The sequence below is a fragment of the Clostridium aciditolerans genome, from assembly GCF_016316925.1.
Classification (GTDB): domain Bacteria; phylum Bacillota; class Clostridia; order Clostridiales; family Clostridiaceae; genus Clostridium_AM; species Clostridium_AM aciditolerans.
This window is the reverse complement of sequence record NZ_JAEEGB010000004.1, coordinates 88,635-110,404: the sequence shown is the minus strand read 5'-3', so window position 1 is coordinate 110,404 and position 21,770 is coordinate 88,635. Positions and strand designations below refer to the sequence as shown.

At 31.3% G+C, this 21,770-nt stretch carries 17 protein-coding genes; 1 reads left to right on the top strand and 16 read right to left on the bottom strand.

Features of this window, described 5'->3' with window-relative positions; translation table 11 throughout:
* Nucleotides 1-257: 257 nt before the first annotated feature.
* From I6U51_RS03240 to gpr, 13 genes are all read right to left on the bottom strand, one after another.
* Complete coding sequence (locus I6U51_RS03240) at nt 258-602, bottom strand: histidine triad nucleotide-binding protein (RefSeq protein ID WP_211141160.1); 345 nt, start codon at nt 600-602, stop codon at nt 258-260.
* Between the two features lie 114 nt (nt 603-716).
* Nucleotides 717-2,018: a tRNA (N(6)-L-threonylcarbamoyladenosine(37)-C(2))-methylthiotransferase MtaB gene (gene mtaB, locus I6U51_RS03235; RefSeq protein WP_211141159.1), complete on the bottom strand. Its 1,302-nt coding sequence runs from the start codon at nt 2,016-2,018 to the stop codon at nt 717-719.
* Nucleotides 2,019-2,095: 77 nt separating this feature from the next.
* Complete coding sequence (locus tag I6U51_RS03230) at nt 2,096-2,854, bottom strand: 16S rRNA (uracil(1498)-N(3))-methyltransferase (RefSeq protein ID WP_211141158.1); 759 nt, start codon at nt 2,852-2,854, stop codon at nt 2,096-2,098.
* 21 nt (nt 2,855-2,875) lie between these two features.
* Nucleotides 2,876-3,811 (bottom strand): 50S ribosomal protein L11 methyltransferase, encoded by a 936-nt coding sequence (gene prmA, locus I6U51_RS03225; RefSeq protein WP_211141157.1) that lies wholly within the window; start codon nt 3,809-3,811, stop codon nt 2,876-2,878.
* Nucleotides 3,812-4,242: 431 nt separating this feature from the next.
* Nucleotides 4,243-5,373: a molecular chaperone DnaJ gene (gene dnaJ / locus I6U51_RS03220; protein WP_211141156.1), complete on the bottom strand. Its 1,131-nt coding sequence runs from the start codon at nt 5,371-5,373 to the stop codon at nt 4,243-4,245.
* A gap of 297 nt (nt 5,374-5,670) precedes the next feature.
* Nucleotides 5,671-7,527: a molecular chaperone DnaK gene (gene dnaK, locus I6U51_RS03215; RefSeq protein WP_211141155.1), complete on the bottom strand. Its 1,857-nt coding sequence runs from the start codon at nt 7,525-7,527 to the stop codon at nt 5,671-5,673.
* Between the two features lie 123 nt (nt 7,528-7,650).
* On the bottom strand, nt 7,651-8,238 hold the full coding sequence (grpE, locus tag I6U51_RS03210; protein ID WP_211141257.1) for a nucleotide exchange factor GrpE: 588 nt from the start codon (nt 8,236-8,238) through the stop codon (nt 7,651-7,653).
* A gap of 48 nt (nt 8,239-8,286) precedes the next feature.
* Complete coding sequence (gene hrcA / locus I6U51_RS03205) at nt 8,287-9,324, bottom strand: heat-inducible transcriptional repressor HrcA (RefSeq protein ID WP_211141154.1); 1,038 nt, start codon at nt 9,322-9,324, stop codon at nt 8,287-8,289.
* A 255-nt stretch (nt 9,325-9,579) separates the two neighbouring features.
* A complete protein-coding gene (hemW, locus tag I6U51_RS03200; protein WP_211141153.1) occupies nt 9,580-10,710 on the bottom strand; it encodes a radical SAM family heme chaperone HemW in 1,131 nt (376 codons plus the stop codon).
* Nucleotides 10,711-10,756: 46 nt separating this feature from the next.
* Nucleotides 10,757-12,565 carry a translation elongation factor 4 gene (gene lepA / locus I6U51_RS03195; protein ID WP_211141152.1) on the bottom strand — a complete coding sequence of 603 codons (1,809 nt, stop codon included), beginning with the start codon at nt 12,563-12,565 and terminating at the stop codon, nt 10,757-10,759.
* A gap of 130 nt (nt 12,566-12,695) precedes the next feature.
* Nucleotides 12,696-13,046: a hypothetical protein gene (locus I6U51_RS03190; RefSeq protein ID WP_211141151.1), complete on the bottom strand. Its 351-nt coding sequence runs from the start codon at nt 13,044-13,046 to the stop codon at nt 12,696-12,698.
* 204 nt (nt 13,047-13,250) lie between these two features.
* A complete protein-coding gene (locus tag I6U51_RS03185) occupies nt 13,251-14,333 on the bottom strand; it encodes a stage II sporulation protein P (RefSeq protein WP_343069471.1) in 1,083 nt (360 codons plus the stop codon).
* A gap of 249 nt (nt 14,334-14,582) precedes the next feature.
* Nucleotides 14,583-15,557 carry a GPR endopeptidase gene (gene gpr, locus I6U51_RS03180; RefSeq protein ID WP_211141150.1) on the bottom strand — a complete coding sequence of 325 codons (975 nt, stop codon included), beginning with the start codon at nt 15,555-15,557 and terminating at the stop codon, nt 14,583-14,585.
* Nucleotides 15,558-15,927: 370 nt separating this feature from the next.
* Here gpr and rpsT point away from each other — a divergent pair, with 370 nt between their 5' ends.
* Entirely contained in the window at nt 15,928-16,194 is a 267-nt protein-coding gene (gene rpsT, locus I6U51_RS03175) for a 30S ribosomal protein S20 (RefSeq protein ID WP_211141149.1), read from the top strand.
* A 63-nt stretch (nt 16,195-16,257) separates the two neighbouring features.
* Here the strand turns inward: rpsT and holA are convergent, their stop codons facing one another.
* The 3 genes from holA to I6U51_RS03160 are packed head-to-tail and all read right to left on the bottom strand — an operon-like array spanning nt 16,258 to nt 21,741.
* Nucleotides 16,258-17,301: a DNA polymerase III subunit delta gene (holA, locus tag I6U51_RS03170; RefSeq protein WP_211141148.1), complete on the bottom strand. Its 1,044-nt coding sequence runs from the start codon at nt 17,299-17,301 to the stop codon at nt 16,258-16,260.
* Between the two features lie 17 nt (nt 17,302-17,318).
* Nucleotides 17,319-19,100, bottom strand: a complete 1,782-nt coding sequence (locus I6U51_RS03165; protein WP_211141147.1) for a ComEC/Rec2 family competence protein — start codon at nt 19,098-19,100, stop codon at nt 17,319-17,321.
* Between the two features lie 43 nt (nt 19,101-19,143).
* On the bottom strand, nt 19,144-21,741 hold the full coding sequence (locus tag I6U51_RS03160) for a cation-translocating P-type ATPase (protein WP_211141146.1): 2,598 nt from the start codon (nt 21,739-21,741) through the stop codon (nt 19,144-19,146).
* Between the last annotated feature and the right edge of the window lie 29 nt (nt 21,742-21,770).

Genomic DNA, 21,770 nt, shown 5'->3' with positions numbered 1-21,770 from the left:
AATTTGGTATTATTAATGAAACTCCTTCTCCTACCGTCGAATGAGTAAGCGATCATCTCAAAATCAGCACTCTGTGTAAGTGACTATCACCAAATCAGCACTCTGTGTAAGCGATCATCTCAAAATCATAGATTTTGGATGCCTGCTTAAGATTTGGGATATCTACTTAAGATTTTGGATGCCTGCTTATGAAACTCCTTCTCCTATTGTCAAATGAGTAAGCGACTCACTCCAAATCAGAGATTTGGGTTCGCTGCTTAACCCGGAGGCCATTGAAGTGATCTACCACCTAAAATATGAAAATGAATATGAGGTACTGTTTGCCCTCCATCTTCTCCACAATTAGAAACAATTCTATATCCTGTTTCATCAACACCTAACTTTTTAACAATTTCTTTAGCAGTTACAAATATATGTGCTATAACTTTTGAATTTTCTTCATTAACTTCATTTAAGCTACTTATATGTTTTTTAGGTATTACAAGAACATGAACTGGAGCTCCTGGATTTATATCTTTAAAGCTTAAAACCATATCATCTTCATAAATTTTTTCACATGGTATTTCACCTTTTACTATCTTACAGAAAATACAATCTTCCATAATTTCACCTCCTTTAACTTTATAGTATTCAATATAAATACAAAATATCCTCCTAAAATTAACCAACAATTTTTAAAAAGATGCCTTGTACTGTAATTTAATCAGATATTTCCTTTAAATTAGCTCACCTATTATAAATTCTTTTTTAACTTCAGTTAACTTAGTTTTTACAATTCTACCTTCTATATCATCGCTACTTTTTGATACTACCTTAATATAATTAGGCGTATACCCTTCATAGGAGAATTCTTCCCCATTGTATCTTTGTTCATACAGAACGTCCATAGTCTTTCCGATTAACTTATTCATAAATTGTTCTTCCAGTTTTGCATCTAATTCAATAAGCTTACTGCTTCGTTCATCTTTTAAGTTCCCATTTATCTGTTCTTTCATTACAGCAGCTTTTGTGCCTTTTCTTGGGCTGTATTTAAACACATGCATTTTTGAAAGCTCTATACTCTTTAAAAATTCATATGTTGTATTAAACTCCTCTTCAGTTTCTCCAGGAAAGCCAACTATTATATCTGTAGTTATAGAAACATCTTTTATATTTTTTCTTAGACCTTCAACTATATCTTTATATTCCTTTGTTGTATAACGCCTATTCATCCTCTTAAGAGTCTCATCACAGCCACTTTGTAATGATAAGTGAAAGTGTGGACAAAGCTTCTTTAACTCACTAAGATTATCTATAGTTCCTTCTGTAAAGAACTGTGGGTCAATAGATCCTATTCTTATTCTTTCAATACCTTCAATTCTATCTAGTTCTTGAAGTATTTTCACTAAGCTCCAATCTCCTTCTAGGTCTGCACCATATGAAGCTATATGTATACCTGAAAGAATTATTTCTTTGAATCCATGTTCTACAAGTTCTTTAGCCTCACTTACAACCTTTTCTGGTTCTTTACTACATACTGCTCCCCTAGCGAATGGAATTAAGCAATAGGAGCAAAATCTATTACAACCATCTTGGATTTTTAAAAACGCTCTCGTCTTGTCTTGATATTCGCTTATATTTAAATCCTCAAAAGCATTATTTTTAAGTACATCGTTAACCTCAATTATCTTTTCTCGTTCTTCCCTTGCTCTATTTACCCAATATACTATATCGCCTTTGTTTCTGGTGCCAAGTACTACATCAACACCTTCTATTTTGGATACTTCCTCTGGGGCAATCTGTGAATAACAACCAACAACTGCTATTACTGCCTCCTCATTTTTTCTTCTTGCTCTGCTTACCATTTGTCTAGATTTTTTATCACCAATATTTGTAACAGTACAGGTGTTTATAACATATACATCAGCATACTCTTCGAAAGGTACTAGTTCGTACCCTTCCTTTTTAAATTTTTCAGCCATAGCTTCAGTCTCATACTGATTTACTCTACAACCTAAAGTGGTAAAAGCGACCTTCATTAAATTCTTCCTCCCTTTAGTCGGAACACTGAGCAATTAAGATTACTCGCTCCCGCTCACAAGTTACCCGTAAAAGTTCATTTAGAACTTTTACCTCCTAAATCTCCTAGCTCATACATTATTAAGGATGCACATACAAAACCTGCAGTTTCTGTTCTAAGTATTCTAGGTCCAAGAGTAATTATATAGGCACCTAATTCTTTTAGAACGTTTATCTCATCTTCTTCAAATCCACCTTCTGGTCCAATTATTATGCCAATTTTATTTATACTATTTTGAGCTATGTCTCTCACAACTTTTTTTATTCCATATCCTTCTTCATTTTCATAAGGAACTAAAATTAAATCCAATTCCTTAAGTTTTGTTAAAAGCTGTTGAAATTCTAAGGGACCATTTATTTTTGGTATTATACTTCTTTTGCTTTGTTTGCAAGCTTCAAGTGCAATCCTTACCCATCTGTCTAGCTTTTTAAATTCTCCTATTTCATTTTTAATTATAACTCTCTCAGTTATTATAGGAGTTATTTCTTTCACTCCAAGTTCTGTAGCCTTTTGCACAATTAAATCCATTTTACTTGATTTAGGAAGTCCTTGAAACAGGTAGATCTCCACTGGACTTTCATTATTTAAATCTAATTTTTCTGTTAGGCTTACAATAACTTCTTTTTTATCTATTTTCTCTATAATCCCCAAAAATTCTTCGCCTTCACAGTTATTTATACTAACTTTTTCACCTTCATGAAGTCGTAAAACCTTATATATATGTTTTACATCGTCACCTTCAATATATGCTCTATCGCCAGTTATGTTATTCTTTTCAACAAAGAACTTATGCATAACATTACCAACCTCTTTCCACTAGTTTTTAGCTACAATACAAACCCATTCTCCATCTACATTTACTTCTTCTATTTTAAATCCACATTCTTCAAGCTTATTTACTACGTCATCTTTTCTTTCTCTTATAATACCTGAGGATATAAATAGACCTCCATCCACTATGAATTTTTTAACTTCTTCAGTTAGGAATATTATTACATCTGCGATTATATTAGCTATAACTATATCTGCTTTTCCATCAACTACTTCCATTAAATTTCCGTGCATTATTTTTATATTGTCTATATTATTATATTTGACATTTTCCCCTGCAGATTTTACAGCTACTGGATCTAAATCAACCCCTATTGCCTCTTTTGCTTTAAGCTTTGCTGCTGTAATTGCTAGAATTCCTGATCCAGTTCCTATATCAAAAACTACGGACTCAGGTTTAACATGTTTTTCCAAAGCCTTAATACACATTCTTGTAGTTTCATGAGTTCCTGTACCAAAAGCCATTCCTGGGTCAAGCTCTACAATAATCTCATCATCTTTAACTTCATAATTTTCCCAAATAGGTTTTACTACTACTTTTTCTCCTATCTTGGTTGGCTTATAATACTTTTTCCAATTATTTTCCCAATCTTCTTCATTTACTTTACATACTGTAATTAATCCTTTGCCTTTATCTATTCCAAACTGCTCTAAGTTATTAATACTGTCCTTTATGTATCTCAAGTATTCATCCAAATGCTCATCTTGTTTATAATATCCTTTAACTATTGCACCATCTTTTACAAGTAGTAAAGTTTCATCAAAGTAATCCCAATCTCCAGGATTTTTTTTCTTAAATTCTATATCCTCTGGATCCTCTATAGATACCCCTTTAACTCCAGTATTGTAAAGTATCCCTGAAACAGCCTCTACAGCTTCGCTGCTCGTAACTATCGCAACCTCTATCCATTCCTTATCCATAAGTTACCTCCACAAAATTTAATAATCGACAATCTTTATAACTTTGATTCATAATTTAAAAATTATGCGACACAAAATTTTTATAGAGGACAATTGACAGAGGACAGTGGACAGTGAAGGTGAGTTTTCTTCCTTACGTCAGAAAACTAATTTATTTTTGAGCTCGTTTCGCTAAGGCAAAACATCAGCTTATAATATAATTAAAGATTTTTTGTAGTGTAACGAAGAAAAATCATCCTTCATTGTCCTCTGTCAATTGTCCTCTGTCCTCTAAAAAAATCACATCGTAATTTTTTTGAATTACGAATTGTAGTCTCATAATTACTAACAAATCTACTTTATAATTATAACCTGTCTCTGTCAATATATAATATTATCATAAAAAAACTTTGTTTCTTCTAAAATAGAATTAAGAAGAAACAAAGTTCATGCTATTTAAAACTATCTTTTATTTTATCTACGAAAGATTTTTTATTTCCTTCACCAGTTGGAGTTTCCCCACTAGCTTCCATGAACATTTCTAGAGCTTCTCTTTGCTTTTGATTTAGATTTTTAGGTATATCTACTATTACATTAACATACTGGTCTCCTCTGCCATGTCCGTTGACTCTTGGAACACCCTTACCTTTTAATCTAAATATAGTTCCTGGTTGAGTTCCTGCTGGCACCTCATATTTGACATCTCCATCTACTGTAGGAACTTTTATCTCAGTACCTAGTGAAGCTTTAGCAAAGCTTATGTGAGTGTCAATATAGATATCAGTACCCTTTCTTTTAAAGGTTGCATGAGGGGCAACTCTAATATTTACATATAAATCTCCTGCTGGACCGCCATTCGTACCATGTTCTCCCTGACCTCTCATAGGCATTACATTTCCTGTATCTACACCAGCTGGAACATTTATTTTTATCTTTCTTTGTTTCCTTACTTTTCCTTTGCCCTTACATTCATTACAAGGATCTGTTATTATAGTTCCTTTGCCTGCACACTTATCACAAGTACTCATACTTACGAAGCTTCCAAGTGGTGTATTTCTTTGAGTTCTTACTTGGCCAGTTCCACCACATTTATCACAAGTTTTCGGATGACTTCCTGCTTTTGCTCCAGTACCACCGCACTTATCACAACTCTCACTTCTCGTAATATTTATTTGCTTTTCTACTCCAAAAATTGCTTCTTCAAAAGTTAAATTTAGAGTATACTCAAGGTCAGATCCTCTCTCAGGACCATTTCTTCTTCTTCCTCCACCTGAGAATCCACCACCAAAGAAGGAATCAAATATATCTCCAAACCCTCCAAAATCTGAGAAGTCAAATCCACCTTCAAATCCGCCTCCATTGAAATCAGTTGTTCCAAACTGATCATACTGAGCCTTCTTCTGAGGATCTGACAGTACCTGATAAGCTTCATTTAGTTCCTTAAATTTTTCCTCTGCTTCTTTATTATCAGGATTTCTATCTGGATGGTATTTTAGTGCTAATTTTCTAAATGCCTTTTTAATTTCATCGTCACTTGCGCCCTTTTCCAGCCCAAGTATCTCATAATAATCCTTTTTTGCCATCCCTTATCTTTCACCACCTAATTAATAGATTAAATAAAATTATTACTTAAATTTCACTAAAGATTGTACCCTTATTACCACAATTGAATTGTAAACTCCCATAATACATCTGAAAGAAAATAACAACTGAAAATAGACCATCATACTGGCTAGTCATTTTTTTCAAGATGCCTAAACTACTGATGTATATCTGTAAATTGTTTATTACTTAAATTAAGGGAGGAGTATGAACTCTTCCCTTAATTATTAACAATTTATATTATACACACATATTATTAAAGAGTGAAGAGGAAATAATTATTTATCATCTTCTACTTTGAAATCAGCATCTACTACATTATCATCTTGCTTTGTTCCAGCATTAGCTCCACCCATGTTGTTTGGATCAAAGCCTGCTCCCGCTCCTGCACCTTGTGCATTAGCATCTTGATATAGTTTTGATGAAATTCCGTAGAATGTCTGAGTTAACTCTTCAGTCGCTTTCTTTATAGCTTCTAAATCATTTCCATCTTTAACTGCGTTAACAGCCTTTACTTGATCTTCTATTTTAGCCTTATCTTCTGCTGACACTTTGTCTCCAAGCTCTTTTAATGTCTTTTCAGTTTGATATACAATTTGATCAGCATTATTCTTAACTTCTATTGATTCTTTTCTCTTCTTGTCTTCTTCTGCATGCTTTTCTGCTTCTTTAACAGCTTTTTCTATTTCGTCATCGTTTAAGTTAGTTGATGCAGTAATTGTTATATTAGCTTCTTTTCCTGTTCCTTTATCTTTAGCAGATACGTTAACTATACCATTAGCATCAATATCAAATGTAACTTCTATTTGTGGAATTCCTCTTGGAGCTGGAGCTATACCTGAAAGTGTAAATCTTCCAAGAGTCTTATTATCAGCAGCCATTTGTCTTTCACCTTGAACAACATGTATTTCAACAGATGTTTGACCGTCTGCTGCAGTTGAGAAAACTTGACTCTTTCTTGTTGGTATAGTTGTATTTCTTTCTATTAATGAAGTAGAAACTCCTCCTAAAGTCTCAATTCCAAGTGTTAGAGGAGTAACATCAAGAAGTAATACATCTTTAACATCTCCAGTTAAAACTCCTGCTTGAATAGCAGCTCCTACTGCAACACATTCATCTGGATTAACTCCCTTTGAAGGATCTTTTCCTGTAAAGTCTTTAACAGCATCTTGAACTGCTGGTATTCTTGTAGAACCTCCAACAAGTATAATCTTATCTATCTGGTCTATTGTAAGTCCAGCGTCATTTAATGCCTTTCTCATTGGTTCGATAGTTCTTTGTACTAAATCATGAGTTATTTCATTAAATTTAGCCCTAGTTAAATTCATATCAATATGTTTTGGACCAGTTGCATCTGCTGTTATAAATGGAAGATTAATGTTTGTTTGCATTGAAGCAGATAGCTCTATTTTAGCTTTTTCAGCAGCTTCTTTTAATCTTTGAAGTGCCATTTTATCGTTTCTTAAATCTATTCCATTTTCAGCTTTAAAGGTGTCAGCTATATAGTCCATAACTTTTTGGTCAAAATCATCTCCACCAAGTTTTGTATCACCATTTGTAGCCTTAACTTCAAATACTCCATCACCAAGTTCTAGTATTGATACGTCGAAAGTACCACCACCAAGGTCGTATACAAATATTTTTTGGTTAGTATCCATCTTATCCATACCATAAGCAAGTGATGCTGCTGTTGGCTCATTTATTATTCTTAATACTTCAAGACCTGCAATTTTACCAGCATCTTTTGTTGCCTGTCTTTGGCTGTCATTAAAGTAAGCTGGAACTGTTATTACTGCTTGAGTAACAGTCTCACCAAGATAAGCTTCAGCATCAGCCTTTATTTTTTGAAGTACCATAGCTGATATCTCTTGTGGTGTATATTCTTTTCCATCTATATTTACTTTATGATTTGTTCCCATATGTCTTTTTATTGATATTATTGTTTTGTCTGGATTAGTAATTGATTGTCTTTTTGCAACCTGCCCTACTAATCTTTCTCCACTTGCTTGAAATGATACTACAGATGGAGTTGTTCTTGCCCCTTCAGCGTTTGGTATAACTACTGGATCTCCACCCTCCATAACAGCTACACATGAGTTAGTTGTTCCTAAATCAATACCTATTACTTTTGCCATACTAATTTACCTCCTAGTATTAAATGTACTTATGTTTCTAAATTTATATTTTTAAGAAATTTTCATTTTTGTTGAATATGTTAATATTATTTAAACACATTACTTACGAAATAAGATTTTCCCTTAGTTAGCAACCTTAACCATACTATATCTTAAAACCTTATCTCCTCTTTTATATCCTTTTTGGAAAACCTCAACTACTTGATTCTTTTCATATTGGTCATCCTCTATGTGCATAACAGCATTGTGGAAATTTGGATCAAATTCACCTTCATTTGAAATTTCTTCAACACTTAGCTTTTCTAATGCACTTCCAAACTGCTTTATTGTAATTTCTATACCTTTTTTAATATCTTCTGCGCTGCCTTCTACAGATATAGCTCTCTCTAAGTTATCAAGAACAGGCAGCATTTCCTTTAACACATCTTCACATGCATCTGTATATATTCCTTCTTTTTCCTTTGAAGTTCTCTTTCTAAAATTATCATATTCTGCATTTAATCTTGCTAATCTATCCTTAAGAGCTTCATTTTCATTTTTTATTTTATTATTTTCATCTAACAGTTTTTGATTTTCTTCTTTTACCACATTTAGCAGATCATCAAAGTTGGTTTCAACTTCTTCTGCAGTATCAACCTCTTGTAAATCTTCTTCTTTTTCTAATGAGTCAATACAGTCATTTTCTTCTATTTTTCTATCCTCTTCCTTAATCATTCATACGCCTCCTCCAATCTAGCATTTTCTTGATTGATATTATCTCTATTTATCATCATAATAAATGTTTGTTAGAATAAAATTTAATTCTCTAACAACATTAGCCAACACTGAAATCACCTTTGAATAAGGCATTCTTGTAGGACCAATTACCCCTATTTCTCCAACTGGTCTATCTTTTACATTATATACTGCAGAGACAACGCTGCACTCTTCTGCACCTTCTATAAAGCTTTCTGTTCCAATTTTAATTGAGATGTTTGAAGAACTGTTAAGTAAGCCGCTAATTTTATCTTTATTATCTAATAATGACAGAAATCCACGTGCCTTTTCTATATCTTTGTATTCAGGGTAATTAAAAATATTAGTTGTACCTTCCATGTATATTTCGCCATTATCATCACTGCTTAAACTTTCATATAAAACTGGAATTATAGCATTAAATATATCTTCATATCCTTCTAAATCTTTTTTTAAGTTATTTATAACTTCTAGATTTATTTGTTCGCAATTTAAGTTTTTTAGTCTTGCATTTAATATATTGCTTAATATTGCTAATATATCAGAACTTACATTTTTCCCTGCTCTTACAACATTATTTTTTATTATACCGCTATCCGTTATTATTACGAATAATATGTTGTTAGAGTCTATATTTAAAAGCTGAACATATTTAATATAGCTCTTGCTTACAGAGGGCGTTTTTACAATGGATGTCAAGTTAGTAAGTCCAGATAGAAGTGCTGTAGCTTGTTTAATTATAGTATTTACCTCAAATAATGCATTAGCTAGAATTTGATTTTTTATAATGTATTCTTCTTCTGGAGTTAACTTAGGAATTTTCATTAACTTATCCACATATAATCTATAGCCTTTATTTGATGGTCTTCTTCCCGCTGAACTATGAGGCTGTTCAAGATACCCCATGTCCTCAAGATCTGCCATTTCATTTCTTATGGTGGCTGAACTTATCCCTAAGTCATACTTTTTAGCTATGGTTCTGGATCCCACAGGCTCAGCAGTCATTATATAATCATTAATTATAGCCTGAAGTATTTTTATTTTTCTTTCATCCATTTCCATAATATCACCTCTTTGTTAGCACTCATTAATGTTGAGTGCTAATCGCTATGATTAAAAAATATCACTCATAATTTTATTTGTCAATGTTGCATAAATTGCATTATATAATCAAATAAAATGATTTATCGAATTTTAAATAAATAATTATATAATTTCTCCATTTTGCTCATGATTTCTAGTTATACTTATATATTTTGTTGATACACCATGATTTTGCCCTTATTTGTAAAAAATTAAAACATTATGATATTATAATTATTGAATAAAATCACACATTATGCTATTAGAAATCTCAATACCTCTTTTACTTAAAAATAATCTGTCATCTTTCTTAATGAGCATGTGATTATTTATATATTTCTTTATTATTTCTCCATATACAGAGTAAATATCTTTTTGAAATCTTTCAGAAAAGTCAATTGTAGAAATTCCATCTGTTTTTCTGAGGCCCATAAACATAAATTCCTCCATTTCGTCCTTTAAGGAGTTTTTATGCATATCAAGTTTTAAATTTTTATTCATGCGAATATCTCTAATATATTCTTCTATATTTTCAGTTTTTCTATACCTCAAACCATCTACATATGAATGAGAAGCCACACCACAGCCTACGTATTCTTCTAAATTCCAATAAACTAGATTATGAGTACATTCTCTCTTTGGCTTTGAGAAATTAGAAATTTCATACTGATGATATCCCTGTTGTCTTAAGAAGCTTACTACATGCCTATACATTTCCCTTTCCAATTCTTCATTTGGAAGATTAAGTTTATCTTCCTCGTACATTTTATAAAAAGGAGTATTTTCTTCGATAATAAGGCTGTAACAAGAAACATGCTCTGGATTTAGTTTCACGACATTTTCCAAAGTATCTTGTAAGTCATTCATATTCTGATCTGGAAGACCAAACATTAGATCCACATTTATATTATTAAATCCTACTTTCCTTGCAAGTTCATATGCTTCTATAAAATCATCAGTGCTGTGTATTCTTCCAACTTTTTTTAATATTCTATTTTGCCATGCCTGTAACCCTATACTTAATCTATTAACTCCCATTTCCCTTAAAAATTTAAGTTTCTCCTCTGTAAAAGTACCTGGATTCCCCTCCACAGTAAATTCCAAATTCTCAGCTTTATCAAGCTTATCAATAGCCTTCTTTATATTAGTCCATGCATCTAAAGACAAATAGGTGGGAGTTCCCCCACCTATAAATATTGTCTTTATAACTCTATCATTTATGCTATCTATGTCCTTCTCTAAAGCTTTAGAATATTCAATCATAGATTCTTCTTTACCGCAAAAAGAGGGAAAATCACAATATAAACATTTTTGTTTACAGAAGGGAATGTGAATATATAATGCTATTTCTTTATTCTTTAACATTATTAAGTCCCTCCAATATCTTATTGATATTCCAAATTTCGCATTCTTATTCTTCTGTCTTGAGCACCGCCATAAATGCTTCTTGTGGAACTTCTACACTTCCTACCTGTCTCATTCTTTTCTTTCCTTCTTTTTGTTTCTCAAGAAGCTTTTTCTTTCTTGATATATCTCCACCATAGCATTTTGCTAAAACGTCTTTTCTCATAGCTTTAACAGTTTCTCTTGCGATAACCTTTCCGCCAACTGCAGCTTGAATAGGTATTTCAAACATTTGTCTTGGAATAATTTCCTTTAACTTTTCCGCTATGGCTCTTCCTCTTGCATAGGCTCTTTCATCTGGAACTATCATAGATAAAGCATCTACTACATCTCCATTTAAAAGTATATCAAGCTTTACAAGTTTAGCTGGTTTATATCCTGCTAATTCATAGTCTAAAGAAGCATATCCTCTTGACCTTGACTTTAAAGCATCAAAAAAATCATATATTATTTCATTTAATGGAATTTCATAGTTTAAGCTTACTCTGGTAGTATCTATATACTGCATATCCTTGAATATTCCACGTCTATTTTGAGCTAAATCCATAACTGGTCCAACATAATCCGATGGCGTAATTATAGATGCTTTAACAATTGGCTCCTCCATGTATTTTATTTCTGTAGTATCTGGAAGATTTGTTGGATTGGTAAGTTCTATAACAGTACCATCAGTTTTTCCTATCTTGTATATAACAGATGGGGCTGTAGTTATAATATCTAAATTAAATTCTCTTTCTATTCTCTCTTGAATTACATCCATGTGTAATAGACCTAAAAATCCGCATCTAAATCCAAAACCTAATGCTATAGAAGTTTCTGGCTCGAAGGATAGAGCTGCATCATTTACTTGAAGCTTTTCAAGCGCTTCTTTTAATTCACCATATTTTGCTCCGTCTACTGGATAAATACCACTGTATACCATAGGTATTGCTGGTCTATATCCTGCTAATGCTTCCTTTGCTGGTCTTTTAGCTTCTGTTACTGTATCACCAACACGAGCATCTCTAACATTTTTTATAGAAGCAGTGAAATATCCAACATCACCTGCTTTTAACTCTGGAACAGACATATATCTTGGTACAAATATCCCTGTTTCTGTAACCTCATACACTTTACCCGATGCCATTAGTTTTATTTCTGTTCCTGGTTTTATCGTCCCCTCTTTAACTCTTACATGACATACTACACCCTTATAACTGTCATAGTATGAGTCAAAAATAAGAGCTCTTAATGGTGCTTCTTCATCACCCTCTGGTGCAGGAACTTTCAATACCACAGCCTCAAGTACATCTTCAATATTAATTCCAGTTTTAGCTGAAACTAATGGTGCATCATGTGCTTCTAAACCTATTATATCCTCTATTTCCTGTTTTACCTCTTCCGGTCTTGCACTAGGTAGATCTATTTTATTTATTACTGGCACTACTTCCAAATCATGATCCAATGCTAAATAACAGTTTGCTAAAGTTTGAGCCTGTATCCCCTGGGTAGCATCTACTACCAATATCGCACCTTCACAAGCAGCTAAGCTTCTTGAAACTTCATAGTTAAAATCTACATGTCCTGGGGTATCTATTAAGTTTAGAATATACTCTTCACCATTAGGTCTTTTATAAACAAGTCTTACTGCCTGTGATTTTATTGTTATTCCTCTTTCTTTTTCAAGATCCATATTATCAAGTACCTGCTCATCCATCTCTCTTTCGGTAAGGGTACCTGTTTTCTGTATTAATCTATCTGCAAGTGTTGACTTTCCGTGATCTATGTGAGCAACAATAGAAAAATTTCTTATACGCTTTTGTCTTTCGCTCTGCATACCGTTTTACCCTCCATTACTAGTTAACAATTTAAAAGATTTGCACTTTTATGCAAATCTTTCTCATACTTTTAGTAGTATAAATAATCATAGTAAATTATAACACAAGGTTAGTATGGAGAAAAGTATATTACCTGACTTTATTTTGTAAAGCGCCATTTATTTTTTCCTCTACACTTTTAAATACCTCAGAAGTTCTATTTATGATACCAGAGGTGCTATCATAAACCTTGTTCTCTACATTATTTAATAATTTTGTAGAGTTATTTTTTATATTATCAGCCACTTTATTATTTATGTAAAAGGAGTATTCACTAATATCCATTCTAAAATCAAAAGGAGATATATTATAACTTATTTTAAAAGCAGATCTATCTTTTATAAACTTAGGCAGACTATCACTTATTACTATGAAGCCATAAAGTACTATAATTAGACATATTGATAATACTAATATAATATTTCTAATTCTAGTTCTCATAAAAAAATACACCCCTTTATAACAATTTATACCTCGTTATCTTAAGGATGTACCATTTTAATACTTTTATTCACTTTTTAAAAATTTTGCGGCGCAAAGTTTTTCAGAGGACAATTGGCAGAGGACAATGAAGGTGAGTTTTCCTCCTTCACTGTCCTCTGTCCTTTGTCAATTGTCCTCTAAAAAAATGCTCCGCATTTTTTGCTATTTATTAAGAGCTTCAGCTATTGCTCTAGCTAAGTACTTTGTGGAAGCCTTTGCTTCATCCGTAGTATTTATATCCGCTCCTACCTCTATTAAAATAGCGTTATTACTTCTATCTTGATTAAAATATCTAGTTCCATTGTTATAATAAACTGTATCTTTGTAAAAACCAGGAAAATTTTTTTTGCAACTTTCTATTATTTTATTAGCTAGTACCATATTTTTATCAAAGTGAGGATTCTTTTTTGCCATTACAATACTTATTTTAGCCACATTTTCTCCATTCATTCTAGTGGTAACAGCCTTCTTATTATCACCTACAGAATCTCTATGTAAATCTATTATTAATTTAAAATCATTATATTGTTTTAAATACTTATCTAAAGTTACTACTGATCTTGCATAACTTTGTGTGTAAGCTTCTCTATCATGTACAGTTGTATCATTTATTGCGGATATCCCGTAATTTGACTGAAGTTCATTTACTAAAGCATCACCTACAGCGCAAACGTTCTGACTATTATCAGAACTAATAGCATCTCCCGGTTTATAACTTTCAGTGGTATGTGTATGATATATTAAAACTTCAGGTTTGCTAGTATTTAAAGTCTTCTTAAGTTTTGGATCATGTACATTCACTGATTTGTTTTCTAAATTTAAATCATTATTTGCATCTGAATTTGTTTTTTCACTATCCCTTGCAATTTGTTTATCATCTAACTTGAAGTGATTAAAATCTACATTAAGATTATCTTTTCCTTCAGAGTTATTTATATTTATAAATGACAACTCTCTACCTAATACTGTCATAGGATTATTTAAATCTAACCCAACCATTCCAAGTGCTACTTGTCCAATTGTAAAATTGCTTTCAGCCATATCTTCCTCACTAAAAGAAGTAGCCTTAACAACAGGCATAGTATAATTTAGTATTTGAACAAAAAGCATATTTCTATTAATACTGCTGCCATAAGAATTTGCTTTTACCACGCAGGGCAAAATGATAACTATAAGTGCCGTCACCATTAATACAAATGCCCTAAGTCTGAAATTCTTTTTATCCCCCATCTTTTTGTAATTCACTTCTTCACCGCTATGAAAAAACTCAAAGCAGTTCCCCCCTCTCATGTAATCTAATTTTTTCACACTTTAGTGATATTAAATTATATGAGAAGGGGCTATAATTTATAACTTAGGCATATAAAAAGAAATAAGAAACCAAATGCTAGTTTGTTCAAAATCTTTGATTTTGGTAACGAACTGTACTCTTCAGCGTAAGCTGAATGAGTTTCCTATAAAAGAATACTGGTTTATTATTTCTTTAATTATGCCTTAAGTTAAAAATCTGTTTATATCTTCTAAATCTAAAGCTGGTTGAAGAGCTATGTTTATCCCATTAGCTATTACCTTTGAAACAGAATCTATAACCAAATCAACTTCTTTTGGAGTAACCATAAGATTTCCAACATAAGGATCTAGTATCTCCTTGATCATTGCATACTTTTCTTCTTTGCCTAAAGATTTTAACATGTTATAGAATTCTCCACCCTTTTCCGCTTGCTTTACCATTTGATCCAAAACCATATCTATAGTGTCATTAGCCATAGTGGCTGCATCTACAACAGTTGGCACTCCTATAGCTATAACTGGTATACCTAAAGTCTGTTCACTTAATTCCATTCTTCTATTTCCTACTCCTGAACCAGGAGATATCCCAGTATTTCCAACCTGTATAGTTGAATTTACCCTTTCTATTTTTCTTGATGCTAAGGCATCTATGCATATTATTAAATTAGGTTTTATTTTATCTACAACCCCTTTTATAATCTCTCCTGTTTCAATGCCTGTAAGTCCTAAAACTCCTGGTGCTATGGCACACACTGGTCTTATATCTTCGTCTATTTGATCTGGTATAAGTTGTTTTAAATGCCTTGTTACCATAAGTTTTGATATAACTTTAGGGCCTAAGGCATCAGGAGTTATATTCCAATTGCCTAGTCCCACTACAAGTGCAGTCATACTATCATCAAGTTTAACCATATTGGATAGGCTCTCTCCAAGAACTTTACTTACTTCGTCCATTGTATCAGCATCATAATGAGTAAATCTAGGCATATCGATAGTTATGTATGTACCTTTAGGCTTCCTCATCATTTTTTCACCAATGTCATTTACTATCTTAACACTGGTTATTTTTATTTCTCCTTCTTTACGCTCATCTACCTCCACTCCTGATATATCTCCACTATTTTGTTTTTCATATATCTCCTTTGCTTCAACAGCTAAATCTGTCCTAATACTAAACATAATTTCACATCCTTTCAACTGAATCTTTAATTCTCCATTATTAGTTTTTCCTTATTTTTCGTTCATATTCTTATTTCTGAATTCATGCATATGAAAAGAAATAATAGACCAAATGCTAGTTTGTTCAAAATCTTTGATTTTGGTAACGAACTGTACTCTTCAGCGTAAGCTGAATGAGTTTCCTATAAAAGAATACTGGTATATTATTTCTTTGATTATTCCTCATAGTGAATGTTGTCAATTATGCTCTAAAAAATACTTGAAGTGCTGAAAAATTAATGATATAATATCATTTGTTGAATAAACGAGACTCACTAGCAAATTTCCCCAAAGCTGTTGAGGCCCTATAAAATTATAAGGGGGTGAAAATATGGCAAATATAAAATCAGCAAAAAAGAGAATAAAAGTTACAGAAACTAAAACTCTTAGAAACAAAATGATTAAATCAGCATTAAAAACTGCTATAAAGAAATACTTAGCTGCTGTGGAAAGTGGAAACGCTGAGCAAGCAAAAACTACTTTTGTAGCTGCTGTTAAATCTCTAGATATGGCTGCATCAAAAGGAATCATACATAAGAATAAGGCAGCAAGAAGTAAGTCAAGATTAGCAGCAAAATTAAATAGCTTAACTGCTTAATAAATAAACCGGTTTTTTACAACCGGTTATTTATTTTTGCTTTTTACTATTTAATTATATAAATTATCCCGCTATAGCATTTATAATTAATAATTCCAGCTCTGTTTTTTCATCAACTGTGGAAGTCTTCATCTTCTGCTCCGCATTTATACAAAGCTCAATAGCATGCTGAAGCTGTCTTAAAGTAAACTTTTTTCCTTGAGATAAAAGCATATCAAAAGCATAATCTGATCTTACATTAACCTCTTTCATAATAACTTCTTTGCTTTTTTTAGCATTAACCCCCAGTTTTACTTTAAATAACAAAGTGAATTGTCTCTCAATCATATTTAATATGTGATTTGTTTTTTCACCTCTATATATAAGCTCATTTAATACTTCAAGAGCTTCCTTCAATCTTTTATTTGAAATTGGATTAACTAAGTCAAAAATGTCATCATCACTACTTTTTAAAAATAAAGCTTTGATATCTTCCTTAGTTATATCTCTCCCATCTGTAAAGCAACAGAGTTTCTCGACTTCATTTTCAACTACACTCAAATTATTTTCGTCCATTACGCTGCAGAAAGCTTTTAATTCAATACGCCCTATTTGTTTATCTCTATTCTCAAAAAAAACTTTTATCTTATTCTCTAACTGTTGACCCTTTAGTTTATCAACTTTTACCACACAAGAGCTCTTGCTAAGTTTATTTATTCGCTTTCCCGGCTTATCTCTTTTACCCTTAAAAACATCATAAATTATAAGTATGCAATGATCTGGTATTGTACCAATATACTCGCAAAAATTGTTAAAGGCTTTATCTGCAGAAATCTTACTATTTTCTCCCTTATCATCCTCTATAAAAGAGGCTCTATATACTAAAACGACCTTTTTGTCGCTCATGAAAGGAAGTGTCTGACATGCATTTATCACAGGCTCAAAACTTTCTAAAGAATTACCATCAAACTCCATGTAGTTTAGATCAATAAAATCTTTATCTACAAACTTATTTACTAGAGACTTAACACATTCTTTTATAGTCTGTTCATCATTACCACATAATACATAACAATTATTTATAATATTTTTCTTTATATTTTGATGAAAAGTAGCTACATCTATCACTTAAATACACCTCGTTATTAATACACTCTAAATATTCTATTGAATATTATAACATATAAAGATATGTTGTCTTCACTAATGTACACTTTATTATTTTGAGAATTATTTTCTAATGACCTTTGGGGCAATTTTACGACATCATAGCTTCTAAATACACTTAAAGCTTCTTTTTTCGTATTATTGTCAATAAAGACGAACTTTTTATTTTTATTACTAATAATCGTATTAAAAATGTTACCTTCGCCATAGCACATAACCCCTATTTGAAACCTTTCACCAATGTTAATTTTAAAATTTTGCTTAGGGTTAGTAAAAATTTTATCTACATTCATTTTTTCCTTTATATTAATTACCTCTTTAACTGAGGATTGACTGTAACTACATATCATAACTTTGTTAGTTTTGTACTTTACAACTACTCCTTCCCCTTCAGAAAAGTTAATGTGGTATACTTGAGGTACAAAACTGTAACTTTGAAATAATATTAATATCAATATAAATGATGGTAAATATTTAAATTTTATATAACCATGCCTATATAAAATAAAACTCAAGTAAATTAGGATTAATGCAAAACCATCTAAATATGTTAAATAGCTTATAGGAGGACAAAACTTTAAAATTAAATAATTCGCACCTTCTATAGCAGTTAACATAAAATTTAATCCACTGGTTAAAAGTCTAAATATCACAGGAATAGAGCAAAACAATAATGCGGAGTTTCCTAATATAACTATTACTGAGTACATCGGAAGTAAAAAAATATTCCCTAATATAAATCCACTACTAAAATTTTGAACATTGAAGGCTGTATAGGGTACAGAAAATATTTGAGAACTCAATGTTATACTTAAACTCTCATTTAACTTTTGGGGTAGTTTGTATAATGTTCTCAGAATTTTTTTATAGTATAAGATAATTCCGAGAGTAGCTAAAAAAGATAGCATAAACCCAACATCTATGACATAGTAGGGTTTGCCTATAAGCAGTATAAGAGCTGCCAATGCTAAGGCTGATAAATTATCATAATTTTTGAAAAACATTTTTGAAAATTTAAATATAATTATCATTATAAAAGCTCTAACAGTTGAAGCTTGCATTCCCGTGAAAAGTATATAAATAAAGGATACTAAAATTGCAAACTTTAAACCAATAATAAGTTCCAATACCTTATATATAATGGCCATATGAAATCCAGATACACTAACAGCGTGAAACACTCCCATTTTTAGAAACTCACTTTTCTGATTTTTAGTCAAATATCCTGTATCGCCATAACAGAGAGCCATCACTAAAGCGGATCTCTCATCCCCTAATACTTCTTTATACTGCGTATAAATATTTCTTTTTATTTCATACAAATAGTATACATAATCCCTTTTACAGACATCATATTTATCTACTTTATAGTTTCCTATAACTCCTCTAGAGAAATCCTTATCATTTTTAAAAGTTCCATAAATCTTTATTCTTTCGCCTTCTTTAATTTTACTTACCTTCCCATTTAATAATATCTTTCTTCCTTTATAGTTGCTTATATAGTAATATCCTTTATTTTCAATCAACCTAACTTCTATAGTATCAGGAACCTTTATATTAAAATACATAGCAAAACTAAAAATTCCTATTGCAAAGAAAAGTATATTTATAATTAAAAATTTTTCATCTAAAGTAAAGAAAAGAATAGCAAAAAAAGATGCAGCGATTACTGCACCTATGATAGCATTTTCATACAACATCATTGAAGAAATACATCCTGTAAAAACTGAAATAGAATAATAGATAAGAGGCCTTTTCACGTATATCACCACCTATTATAATATTTACCAAATAACAGATGGCTTAATCATAATATTGTTCTTTACCTAATTTATTAAATAGCGAAATTACAATACATATAGCCAAAATAGCCAAAGTAATTTCCCAATAGTCTACACTTAAAATTACATGTAGACCTCCCATTAACACCATTATTCCAAACTGTAAAAGCAAATTTAGCCCTAAAATTAAATTTGAGAATTTATTTTGGAACAATTTCGTCTTAGAAAAGCTAAGAGTAAAAAATACAGCACTTAAATTTAATGTAGTAAAAGACGTTACTTGAGCAAATGCTGTTCCTTTGCTGTATGTTAACATAAGCACTATAAATGCTCCCATTCCCATTATTGATCCATTAAAAATTATAAAAGGTTTATTCTCTTTTATAACATCTTTATCTAATTTATAATTAGTACATTTAACATCCTCATATTTATACTGAATCGCTAAAGCCATGCTGGATATGATCATTAATATATTGTTAAACCAAAAACTCTCAATATACATTAATGGAACATTATATTTCCGCAAAGACACTAACGAGGTAAATATAAGCATAGCAGTTGCACAACTTATAATATAGACAATAATTTTTTTTAGCAAATTAATTATTCTTCTCGAATCTTCAAGCATATTTAAAATACGCATGAATCCAATATCCTTCAAAATAATATCTGATAACTTTTTAACCATTTTGCTAGTTGAAGTTGTAATTCCTATGTCAGATACTCTTAAGGCAGGTAAATCAATTAATTTAGAACCAACTATAGCAGTAGTATGTCCATAACTTTTTAATGCTTTTATTATCTTAACCTTATGTTTGGAATTTATCTTTGAAAAGATTCCTATTTTATCTCCTATTCTGTCAAATTCATCGCTTGGCATATTGTCAATCTCTACTCCCGATATTATCTCATTCACCTTTGATACTAACTTCATCTTTTTACCTATAGCAAAAGCAGTGAGCTTATTATCATCAGTAATAATAATAGGCTTAATATTTAACATCTCACTTCTGGCAATAGAGTCTATTGCCTCACTCTTCAACATGTTCTCAAATCCTATCAATCCCACAAATACCAAATTGCTTTCAATATTTTCTTTAACACTAGGCTCATAATTAAAATTCCTATAGGCAAATCCTACAACTGACAAACATTCAGCAGACATGCTAACTCCTGCACTTCTTATTGCATTTATTTCATCTTCTGTTATATCTAATTCAACACCATTCTTCATTATATGTGTACATTTATTTATTATAGAATCTACAGAACCTTTAATATTTGCTCTATAATTTTCGTCTACTGAGTTTATTGTGGTCAATATCTTTCTATCATTATCAAAAGGAATATACACAACTCTTTTATGCTGTCTATCTAGATTTCTTTTATCTAACCCATTCATCATAGCAAATTTAATAATTGCCGCTTCCATTAAATCTTCTTTAGGATTTATTAACTTTCCAGTACTTACTTGTGTGTCATTACAAAGTAATCCTATATGCAACATTCTTTGTAGATTTTCAATATCCCCTTCATTCGAACTTCCATTTACTACATCGCTGATAACATCTATAAAATTCCCATTAGTAAATATCTTTGCAACTTCCATCTTATTTTTGGAAAAAGATCCTACCTTGTCAGTACAAATAACTGATATTGAGGATAATTTCTCTATAATAGACAAATCTTTAAATTCAATAGAGCTTTTTTCCATCTTTTTTAATAGGAATAATGAGACTACACTTAAAATAATCACAATACCTTGTGGTATAGAATTCAGAACAAACTCAGCAGAAATACAAACCATTTGTTTTATATTTTCTTTACTAACTATTCTTAGAGATATATTTATCATTAAAGCTGATATTACAAATATGCAGAAATAATTAATAATTTCGTGCACCTTTTTTCCAACTTCCGTGCTTTTATCCTCTTCCGAAAAGAAAAGCTTTACCATATTAGCTATTTGAGTATTCATACCCGTGGCAATTACTATACCAGTACCACTTCCACCAACAACAAAAGAGGATTTAAAAAGTATATTTTTCATATCAGATAGTGTTATTTCTTTATCTTCTATTTTAGTTTCATATTTTTCTACTACATACTTCTCTCCAGTGACTGAGGTTTCATTTACTTTTAAATCCTCACTTTCAATTACCCGTAGGTCAGCCGGCACCCCTTCTCCTTGACCTACAATAACAATATCGCCTATGACTAACTCTTCAAGAGGTATCTTAAAAGTCCTACCGTCCCTCACTACCCTTGCATTGCCAATATTTAAACTTTCTAGTTCTTTAATACTTTTTTCATTATTATATTTATCTAAGGATATAGGTAGTATGCTCATCATTATAACTAGCAGCATTATACCTGCCAATATAAATTGAGTAAAGTATAGAAAAATAATTAAGCATACACTCAGCATAATTACCCAAGGTTCTTTTATCTGATTGATAATTATCGAGTATAAACTTTTAGTCTTTGGTATAAGAATTTTATTCGCACCATACTTCTCTCTCTTAATATTTATGTCATCTCCGTCTAATCCGGAATAAATATTGCTCTCTAGAAGCTTTACTATTTCACTCCAGGAGGATTTATACCACTGAATCATACATTTTCACCTTTCTATTCTATTAATAA